This is a genomic window from Verrucomicrobiota bacterium, assembly GCA_037139415.1.
Classification (GTDB): Bacteria; Verrucomicrobiota; Verrucomicrobiia; order Limisphaerales; family Fontisphaeraceae; genus JBAXGN01.
On sequence record JBAXGN010000081.1, the window covers coordinates 23,291 to 32,719 of the forward strand.

The 9,429-nt window shown below is 57.9% G+C and carries 11 protein-coding genes; 9 read left to right on the forward strand and 2 right to left on the reverse strand.

Features of this window, described 5'->3' with window-relative positions; all coding sequences use genetic code 11:
- Both WCO56_15295 and WCO56_15300 read right to left on the reverse strand, forming a co-directional pair.
- Positions 1-1,083, reverse strand: coding sequence for an NUDIX domain-containing protein (locus WCO56_15295; protein ID MEI7730939.1), 1,083 nt, complete (start codon positions 1,081-1,083; stop codon positions 1-3).
- Positions 1,080-2,027: a hypothetical protein gene (locus WCO56_15300; protein ID MEI7730940.1), complete on the reverse strand. Its 948-nt coding sequence runs from the start codon at positions 2,025-2,027 to the stop codon at positions 1,080-1,082. Before WCO56_15300 ends, WCO56_15295 begins: the two co-directional genes overlap by 4 nt.
- Positions 2,028-2,529: 502 nt before the next feature.
- Here WCO56_15300 and WCO56_15305 point away from each other — a divergent pair.
- The 9 genes from WCO56_15305 to WCO56_15345 form a co-directional block, all read left to right on the forward strand.
- Positions 2,530-3,702, forward strand: coding sequence for a hybrid sensor histidine kinase/response regulator (locus WCO56_15305; GenBank protein MEI7730941.1), 1,173 nt, complete (start codon positions 2,530-2,532; stop codon positions 3,700-3,702).
- Positions 3,703-3,928: 226 nt separating this feature from the next.
- Positions 3,929-4,429: a 5-(carboxyamino)imidazole ribonucleotide mutase gene (purE, locus tag WCO56_15310; GenBank protein ID MEI7730942.1), complete on the forward strand. Its 501-nt coding sequence runs from the start codon at positions 3,929-3,931 to the stop codon at positions 4,427-4,429.
- A 186-nt stretch (positions 4,430-4,615) separates the two neighbouring features.
- Positions 4,616-5,560 (forward strand): ribose-phosphate pyrophosphokinase, encoded by a 945-nt coding sequence (locus tag WCO56_15315; protein MEI7730943.1) that lies wholly within the window; start codon positions 4,616-4,618, stop codon positions 5,558-5,560.
- A gap of 32 nt (positions 5,561-5,592) precedes the next feature.
- Complete coding sequence (locus WCO56_15320; GenBank protein ID MEI7730944.1) at positions 5,593-6,390, forward strand: 50S ribosomal protein L25; 798 nt, start codon at positions 5,593-5,595, stop codon at positions 6,388-6,390.
- A 39-nt stretch (positions 6,391-6,429) separates the two neighbouring features.
- Positions 6,430-7,023: an aminoacyl-tRNA hydrolase gene (gene pth, locus WCO56_15325; GenBank protein ID MEI7730945.1), complete on the forward strand. Its 594-nt coding sequence runs from the start codon at positions 6,430-6,432 to the stop codon at positions 7,021-7,023.
- A 13-nt stretch (positions 7,024-7,036) separates the two neighbouring features.
- Positions 7,037-7,354 carry a 30S ribosomal protein S6 gene (gene rpsF / locus WCO56_15330; GenBank protein MEI7730946.1) on the forward strand — a complete coding sequence of 106 codons (318 nt, stop codon included), beginning with the start codon at positions 7,037-7,039 and terminating at the stop codon, positions 7,352-7,354.
- An 11-nt stretch (positions 7,355-7,365) separates the two neighbouring features.
- On the forward strand, positions 7,366-7,851 hold the full coding sequence (gene ssb / locus WCO56_15335) for a single-stranded DNA-binding protein (protein ID MEI7730947.1): 486 nt from the start codon (positions 7,366-7,368) through the stop codon (positions 7,849-7,851).
- Between the two features lie 47 nt (positions 7,852-7,898).
- On the forward strand, positions 7,899-8,510 hold the full coding sequence (rplI, locus tag WCO56_15340; protein MEI7730948.1) for a 50S ribosomal protein L9: 612 nt from the start codon (positions 7,899-7,901) through the stop codon (positions 8,508-8,510).
- Positions 8,511-8,725: 215 nt separating this feature from the next.
- On the forward strand, positions 8,726-9,429 hold a 704-nt coding region (locus WCO56_15345), incomplete at its 3' end, for a metallophosphoesterase family protein (protein MEI7730949.1).

Consider the following 9,429-nt stretch of genomic DNA (forward strand, 5'->3'; position numbering starts at 1 on the left):
TCAGGTTGCGGCGGCAGTGGGTTGCACCGCCTGAAGGAGAATCAGGGTCGGCCGGTTGACCGGCAGCGCCAGCGCTTCGGCCATGGTGACCCATTTGAATTCCTGCGCCTCGTCGTTCAAAGTCACTGCGGTGTCACCGGCGGCCCGGCAGGTATAATTCAGCAGGAGGAAATGCGCGTCCCGATAAAATTCGGTGGAATGAATGCAATCCTGCACCAGCACGAACCGCACGTCATCCACGTCCAGATCAGTCTCTTCTTTCAGTTCCCGGCGCAAAGCGGCCTCGGAGGTTTCGCCCCACTTGATCTTGCCGCCGGGAATGCCCCAGAGGTTGGACCACTTGCGGGTACGAACCATCAAAAAGCGCTGGCCATCTGGGTGATAAATCAAGGCGCCAACAGTGGCGACGGGATGCAAATCCTGACGTTTTCCCGGGGTAAGGTAGTGGTGCAGTTCAAAGCGGGATTTCTCCAGGATGTCCTGCAATTCCGCCAGGTGTTCCACGATCAGGTCCGGCTCGGCGTTGCGCAGTTGTTGCAGTGTGTTATAGCCGGTGAGCACGCCGCAGGAATACACGCCGCCGTGCTTGGCGGTTTCGATGTCGTGCTCCATGTCGCCGATGAAGAGGGTTTCCTCGGGGTTCAACCGGTTCTCCGCGATGATTTCCCGGATTTTCAGGCGCTTGTCGTACACCTGCACATAGGGTCGCGCCAGGAAGGCGTCGAATCCCATGCCGCGCGCCTGGCGATGATAGTAGTCGGAGTGAATGGAACTCAGCACAAACGTGTTCAATTTGCGGCTTTTGCAAAACTCTAGGAAACTGCGCGCATGGGGCAGTTCCACCACGGTATCCTGCACCTCCTGGAACCGGGTGTGAAACCAGATTTCCAACTGGTCCATGGGCAGGTTGGGCGTGTAGCGGTCGTAAAATTTATTGAATGGCAGGCAGAATTCCGCGCGGAATTGATCCAGTGACAGCATGGTCAATCCTGCCTGTTGAAACACGTAATTGGTGGCGTGCCACGCCGCTGGCAGGTCATCCACCAGCGTCCCAGACCAGTCAAAGATAAGATTGCGAATCACGGGACGAGTGTACCATTGGTGGCCGGTAATGCAACCGGTTGCCGCAGGGTCTTTTCCAGGATGGCATGGTCGTTGGTGGTGCCGCGCACCATCAACAGGCCGCGGGTCTCGTTGAAGTAATAGGAGCGGGGTGGTGCCAGGTTGATCCCCTGTCTTTGGAAGAATTGGCGTGCGGTGTCATTGGTTCCCATATTGGCGCGCGGGGCAGGGGAGATGCTGTTTGGACGGGGACCGGTGCTGCCACCGTTGCCCCGCTCGCTGACGTTGCCCGCAATGTTCACCTCGGCATAGGTGGCCATGCCCCCCGAGGCATTACCGCCTTGTCCGCCGCGATTATCCTGATTTCCCCCGCCAAACGTCGCGGTGCTCACATTTTCCAACCCTTGAACGAAGGTGTTACCATCCACCCGATACACGCGGGTGTACAAGGTCTCGGTGTCCTGGACCTGCCACGAAAACACCACCCCGTACTCTTCCACCGAATATTTGATGCGTTGGTTGGATACCTTGACCATGATTTCCAGCACGTGGAACAGGCTCAGGTCGCTCATGGGCGGTTGGATCTGGATAGGCACATCGTCCAGGTTGGGTGCTTCCCCCGTGGCACCAGCGGGTTGGCGTAGCAGGTCCACATTATTGCTGAACAGGAAATTGATGCCTTGCTTGTCCGGATCGCGCTTTTTGGATTCTTCCCCCAGCAGTTTGACCACTTCGGCCAGGCGCACTTTATCGAAGGACACCTCATCCAAATGGATGCGGTTCAGCTTATCGAGGATGACCTGGCGTCCCTTGCTGGTATGCACCAGGGGGCTGCGCGCGTAGGGATTCGGCTGGGGCAAAGCATCCGCGCCCGCCAGTTCCGTGCCGGGCAACAGGAAGCCGCCCGCCAGCAGGAACAACAGTGGCTGATGCCGGCGAACCAATGGTTTGACGCTCAGTGGCATGGTGAAACCATAACCGGTGGCGTCCGGTTTTGCAAGCTCAGTTGCGTGAGGTGTTCCATGGGGTGAACACCCCATATCTGGAAACCCATTGCGTGGGTTATCCTATTGTTCAAGTTGTCTATTGCATTATGGTTCATGACCTGCAGAAAAGCAAGTGGCGGCGTAACTGGCGTATTGGGCTTGCCCGCCAAACCTTGATCGAAGTGCTGTATCAGGAGGTGCAGCGATGAAAATGGCTAAGCCTGGCGCAATCACTGCATTACCGCCTTCCCCGTCGGCTCCTCCCCCGCGTTCGGCTGCTCCGCATTCCGCCTTACGAGCGCCGTGTTCGTCTCATCCATTAATCCACGCCCTATGAGTGATCCCTTGCCACCCCCCCGTCGAAATCTTGATTGCCGAAGACAGCCCCACCCAAGCCAAACGACTCCAACGCCTTCGCCTTTGAAAAACTGAACGGACTGCTCCAATGAAACCTTTAACCCTTTAACCTATTAATTATATTATGATTCTGCAATCCGCAATCCGCAATCCGCAATTTGAAGCTCCCCAATTCACAAATCCAACCATCCAACCATCCAGCGGTCCCCCCGCCTGCGTGCTGGTCGTGGATGACACCCTCGCCAATCTCCAGTTGCTGGCCGGCTTCCTCAAAGACCGTGGCTACCGGGTCTGCCTGGCCCCCAGCGGCAAGCTGGCCTTGCAAGCCGTCCAAACCGACCCGCCCGACCTGATCCTTCTCGACATTAACATGCCCGAAATGAACGGTTACGAGGTCTGCCAACGCCTGAAAGCCGATCCCGCCACCGCCGATATCCCCGTCATTTTTATCAGCGCCTTGACGGAGATGACCGACAAGATGCACGCCTTTGCCGTGGGCGGCGTGGATTACGTCACCAAGCCCTTCCAGTTCAAGGAGGTCGAGGCCCGCGTCGCCACCCACCTGGAACTCCGCCGCCAGAAACGCGAACTGCAGGCCAGCTACGCCCGGCTCCAGGAATTGGAGCACCTGCGGGATAGCCTGGTACACATGGTGGTGCATGACCTGCGTTCGCCCTTGAGTGTCATGCTGATGGGGATCCGAATGCTGGGTACCAGCCCGCTGGCGCAAGACCCCGATAGTAAAGACATCCTGCAAACCGCTTGCAGTTGTGCCAACACCTTGGAGAAAATGGTCACGCAATTGCTGGACGTCAGCCGTTTGGAGGCGGGCCAGATGCCCCTCGCCAAAAAGGAGTGTGACCTGGCGCAAATCGCCCAAACCGCCCTGGCTTCCCTCGGTGCCTTGGCGAGTGGGCGGCAGGTGTCTTTGTCTTTGAGCGCCACGGAGCCGGTTCCGGCCGTGTGCGATCCCGACCTGATCCGCCGCGTCATCGAGAATCTCCTGGGTAACGCCCTCAAGTTCAGTCCGGCAACTGGCGCGGTGCAATTGGCCGTCACGCGCGAAGGCCTGAATGCCCGCATAGCCGTGAGCGACCATGGTCGGGGAATCCTGCCGGAATATCACCAGAAAATCTTCGAGAAATTCGGCCAGGTGGAATGCCGGGAAAAACGGCTCGGCACCGGCTTGGGCCTGGCATTCTGCAAACTGGCCGTCGAAGCCCACGGTGGCCGCATCGGCGTGGAAAGCACGGTAGGCCAGGGCAGCACCTTCTGGTTTGAACTGCCGGGTCACTGATCACTGATCACTACCCATCTAATCCTTTCCTCCCATATTTCCCTTTTCCACCATCGCCCGGCGTTCATGAGAAGTTTGGACACATTCCACGGAAATGCCGGGCGACCATCGGGTTGGCGAGTGCGGCGGAAATGACTTTCGTTTTCAACACTGCTTGCGCTTGGGGCGGATATGCCTTAATAAAGACGCGAACCGCCGCCCGGTCAGGTGGCGCGTGAAAATGAATATGAACGAGAGCAAAAAACCATTGGTCGGGGTCATCATGGGCAGCCAATCCGATTGGGACACCATGCAGCATTGCGCGGCCCAGTTGGATGCTTTGCAGGTGCCCTATGAAGTAAGGGTGATTTCGGCACACCGGACCCCTGATCTCCTGTTTGAGTATGCGTCCAGCGCCGTGGCGCGCGGGTTGGAAGTCATTATTGCCGCTGCCGGCGGCGCGGCGCACCTGGCCGGGGTGACGGCGGCCAAGACGCCGCTGCCGGTGTTGGGCGTGCCGATGGAATCCAAATCGCTGCAAGGGCTGGACTCGTTGCTTTCGATGGTCCAGATGCCTGGCGGGGTGCCGGTGGGCACGCTGGCCATCGGCAAGCCGGGCGCCATCAACGCCGCCTTGTTTGCCACGGCAATGCTGGGAAATAAATATCCTGAGTTCCGGGCCGCGTACGAGCAGTTCCGCCAGGCACAGACCCAGAAGGGGGCGGCCAACCAACAAATCAAGACGTGAGTGCAACGGCAGGGCCCGCCGGGGCCTGATGTTTTGCCAGGGATTGGGGCATTCCATCCGTCTGCCAGTTTGGGCTTGCACGGTCAACTTTTTTGGTGGATAATGGCGTCGCGCGTTAGAGAAAAGAGGTCGCCACAAAGGCGGACCTCAAGTTCGTGCTTTTAGTCTGTAAGTCCGGTTACAATTGTGAAAATTTTCAGCGGCAATTCAAATCTGCCTCTCGCCAGAGCCATCTGTGCTTCGATAGGCGTCGAACTCGGCAAATGCACCATCAGTGCGTTTCCCGATGGCGAAACCTTCGTCAAGATTGAGGACAACGTGCGGGGCGATGATGTCTTCCTGGTGCAATCCACCAGCCCGCCCGCCAATCATAACTTGATGGAAATGTTCATCATTATTGATGCCTTGCGTCGGGCCAGCGCCAAACGCATCACGGCGGTGATTCCCTTTTACGGTTATGCGCGCCAGGACCGCAAGGATCAGCCGCGCGTGCCCATTACCGCCAAGTTGGTGGCCAACCTGCTGGTGGCGGCGGGGGCCAACCGGATTCTCACCATGGACCTGCATGCCCAGCAAATTCAGGGTTTCTTCGACATTCCCGTGGATCACCTCTACGCCGCGCCGGTGATGTATAACTATATTCAGAGCAAAAATATTAGTAAGTTGGTAGTGGCCAGCCCGGATGTGGGCGGGGTCAAGATGGCGTACGCGTATGCGCAGGTGCTGGAGACAGACCTGGCCATTGTGGCCAAACGCCGCACCAGCGCCTACGAAGTCGAGTCCATGGCGGTCATCGGCAGTGTGCGCAACAAGAATGTGCTGTTGGTGGATGACCTCACGGAAACGGCCGGCACTCTGACGGCGGCCGCGGCTTTGCTGCGCAAAAAAGGCGCGGGGAAAATTTTCGCCTGTGTCTCCCATGCCATCCTCAACGATGTCGGGGTGAAAAGATTGCAAAAATCAGATATTGACGAACTGATTACGACTGATAGTGTTTGCCGCCCCGCCGTCAAGGGCGTGAATATTGTTACGCTGTCGGTGGCGGGGTTGCTGGGTGAGGCGATCAAGCGCATTGCCGGCAATCAGTCGGTAACGTCGCTATTTGAGTTTAAAGGCGGGCGTACCAGCTAGGCTGGCGTCCGTATGATGTTTTTTAACGAGCCATGAAATCTGTGTCATTAACTGCGTACCCGCGCTCCTTGGAGCGCCGGGGCGGAACAAAGAAACTGCGTACCACCGGACGTGTGCCGGCGGTTATTTACGGTCGCCAGACCCAACCGCAAAACCTGGAAATTAAGAGCAAGGAGATTGAAGACTTGCTCCATCATTCCGTGTCTGAAAACTTGCTGCTGGATTTGGCGGTCGAGGGCGATGCCCGCGCCAAACGCTTGGCGATGTTGCGGGAAGTCCAGCACCATCCCTTGAGTGGCAAGATTTTGCACGTGGATCTCCATGAAGTGCTGGAGACCGAAAAGGTCACCGCGCAGGTGCCGGTGGAAACCACGGGCGAAGCGGCCGGCGTCAAGAATGGCGGCGGCATCCTCGAGCACGTGTTGTTCAAGCTGAAGGTGCGCGCGCTGCCCAAGGATTTGCCGGAAACCATTGTGATTGATGTGTCACACCTTGAAATTGGCAAAGCGGTGCATATCGGCGAGGTTAAAGCGCCAGCGGGCGTGGAAATCCTGGGCGATAAGCATATCCCCGTGGTCGCTGTGGCCGCGCCGATGACGGAGGCCGAAGCCGCCGCCGCCGAAGCCGTCACCACCGAGGCGGTGGCTGGCGAAGTGGAAATGATCAAGGAAAAGAAGGAAGATGGCGTGGAAGGCGCTGCTCCTGCGGCCAAGGGCGAAAAAGCTCCGGCCGAGAAGGCGGCAGCGGGTGCCGACAAAGGCGCAGCCAAACCGGCTGCTGGCGCGAAGCCGGCTGCGGCGGCCGCCAAACCGGCCGAAAAGAAGAAATAATATTCCGGCGGGCACGGTTAGGGATGCCGGGACTTTGGCATGGACGATTGGCATCTTTTGGTTGGCTTGGGAAACCCAGGCAAAGAGTATGTGCATACCCGGCACAATGCGGGGTTTATGGTGCTGGAACTTTTGGCGGAACGCTGGCACGCCAATTGGCGGCTGGAAGCAAAGTTTCAGGCCCGGTTGGCCAAAGCCGAACGGGGCGGCAGACGGGTGTTGCTTTGCCAACCGCAGACATTTATGAATTTGAGCGGCGAAGCGGTGCAGGCGGTGGGCGCGTATTATCAAATACCCGCCAGCCGGATGGTGATCGCGGTGGATGATGCCGACCTGCCGCTGGGTGAAATCCGGATGCGCCCCAAAGGCGGCAACGGCGGGCACCACGGACTGGAGTCGGTGGAGCAACACGTGGGCACGCGCGAGTATGCTCGGTTGCGGATCGGGATTGGCCGGCGAACGGAAGGGCAGCGAATGCTGACCGGTCATGTATTGGGCTCGTTTGATTCAAACGAGCAGGAACTGTTAAAACAAGTTTTGGCGAAAGCAGCCAGCCAGCTTGAATGCTGGGTGACGGCCGGGATCGAACCGGCAATGAACCAATTCAACGGGCCCATTGAAGGGCTCGTGTAAACGAGGACATAGAGTGAAAAAGTACGAAGGACTGTTCATCTTGAACACGGCGGGCAAAGAAGACGCGGTCAAGGACCTGATTGACAAGGTCGCCGCCGAGCTGACCGCCGCAGGCGGTAAAGTGGAAACCATCCAAAAGATGGAAAAGCGCCCGTTTGCCCGGGTGGCGAACAAAAAAGAAAGCTCGGGCTTTTACGTGAATATTATTTTTGAAATCCCACCCGCAGCGATTGCGGCGGTGCGGAGTCGCTTCGCCATGAACGAAGACATCCTGCGCACCATGATCACCATCATGCCCAAGCCCAAAGAAACCGCGCCGGTGGCGGCCTAACAAACCGTTCTATGGCCAGCTATAATAAAGTTCTCCTCATGGGGAACCTGACGCGGGATCCTGAGCTGCGGTATTTGCCAAATGGCAATGCGGTGGTCACCCTGCGGCTTGCCGTGAATCGCCGGTGGAAGACGGAGACCGGGGAAGAACGCGAGGAAGTGACCTTTGTGGATGTGGAGGCCTTCCGGCGTCAGGCCGAAGTGCTTGCGCAGTACCTGAAGAAAGGCAACCCGCTTTTTGTCGAAGGCCGTTTGCGCATGGATCAATGGGAGGATAAGAACACCCATCAAAAGCGCAGCCAATTAAAAGTGGTGCTCGAATCGTTCACATTTATTGGGGCTGCCAATCGTGGTGAAGGGCATCCTCCGGGTGCCGGTGCCGCGCCGACGCATAATGGAACGGTGACCCGTCCCGCTCCCGCCCCCGCTGCCGCGCAGGCCGCCCCTGCCATGGAAGAAATCCCGCCGCATGAAGGCGAGGACGATGTGCCTTTTTGAAATTGACCGAACCGAAACTACAACGCTTTAACCCAACCAACTGATATATGGCCAAGATTGAAGTAATCCTCACTCACAACATTGTGGGCCTCGGCGCCGAATCCGACCAGGTCAAAGTCGCCGCCGGGTACGCCCGAAATTTCCTTTATCCCAAGGGCTATGCCATCCCGCTCAGCGCGGGGAACAAGCGCCGGCTCGAATCCCTGCAACGCCGCCGGGCCGAACGCGAAGCGCATGAGCTGAACACCATGACCGAGCTGTCCAAGAGCCTCGGCAAGTTGCTGTGCGTGCTCCAGGTCAAGACTGGCGACGACGGCAAGATGTTCGGCACCGTCACCAGTGGCGCCATCGCCGACGCCTTGAAAACCCAGTTCGCCATCGAATTGGACAAGCGGAAAATCCACTTGGAAAAGGCGATTCGCGCCTTGGGCGAATACGAAGTCGAGATGCGCTTGCACCCACAGGTGCCATGTACGCTCAAGTTGCGCGTCGAAAGCACCACGCCCGCGCCGGATTTGACCGCTGTGGTCGAAGCCGCCAAGGAAGGCAAGGACGTCAAGACCGAAAAGGGCGACAAGGCCGAACGGCCCGAGCGCAAAACGGCCCGTCCGGCGCGCGCGGAGAAACCGGAAAAGAAGGATAAGGCTGAAAAAGCCTGATCCGGCCTTCGTATTAAATCATAGTTTAAGACCGCGTATGCGGTGTGCCGTCCCAACCCTGATCAAGGGTTGGGGCGGTTTGTTTTTTGGGCGGCGCGGCCTTGGTGCCACGGTAAAAGTCCGACCGCCGAACCACGGCTGCCGGGCGGCGGTGAAGCAACATCTTTCTTAAAAAAATGGTTCGCATAATCTGTGAACCGAGGCATGATTAAGCCATGAATTCCGCTCGGTGGGCCATATTCAGTGATATTCACTCCAATTTGGAGGCGTTGACGGCGGTCGTGGACGATATTCGCCAGCAGGGCATCACCCAAATGCTCTGTTTGGGTGATATTGTGGGCTATAATGCCAATCCTGCCGAGTGCCTTGAACTGGTGCGCAGGCTGGAGTGTCCGGTGTTGCAGGGCAACCACGACTTGTTGGCGGCCGTTGACGATCAGGATCGGTTGCGTGACTTCAATCCGGTGGCGATTGCCGGGGTGCTCTTTTCCCGGTCGCAATTATCGGCGGAACAAAAAAAGTGGCTGGCCGCGCTGCCCATGAATTTAAAGTTCGCCGGTTTTGGCGCGGTGCATGCCTCCTTGTTCGAGCCGGAAGAGTGGCATTACATCACCAGTCTATTTGCGGCCCGCGCCCACTTCGCCTCGCAAGACAGCCCGATTTATCTGCATGGGCATACCCATTATCCGATGGTGTTCACCCAGGAAGTCAAATCCCAGATGTGCGATGTGATTCAGCCGCGCCCGGACAAGGTGATGTTCCTGCCTGAATACCGCTATCTCATCAATTGCGGCGCGGTGGGCCAGCCGCGGGATCGCGATCCCCGGGCGTGTTACGGGATTCTGGATTTGGGCGAACAGCGGTTTGAATTTCGCCGGGTGACCTATGATATTCAGCGGGCGCAAAAGAAAATCCATGA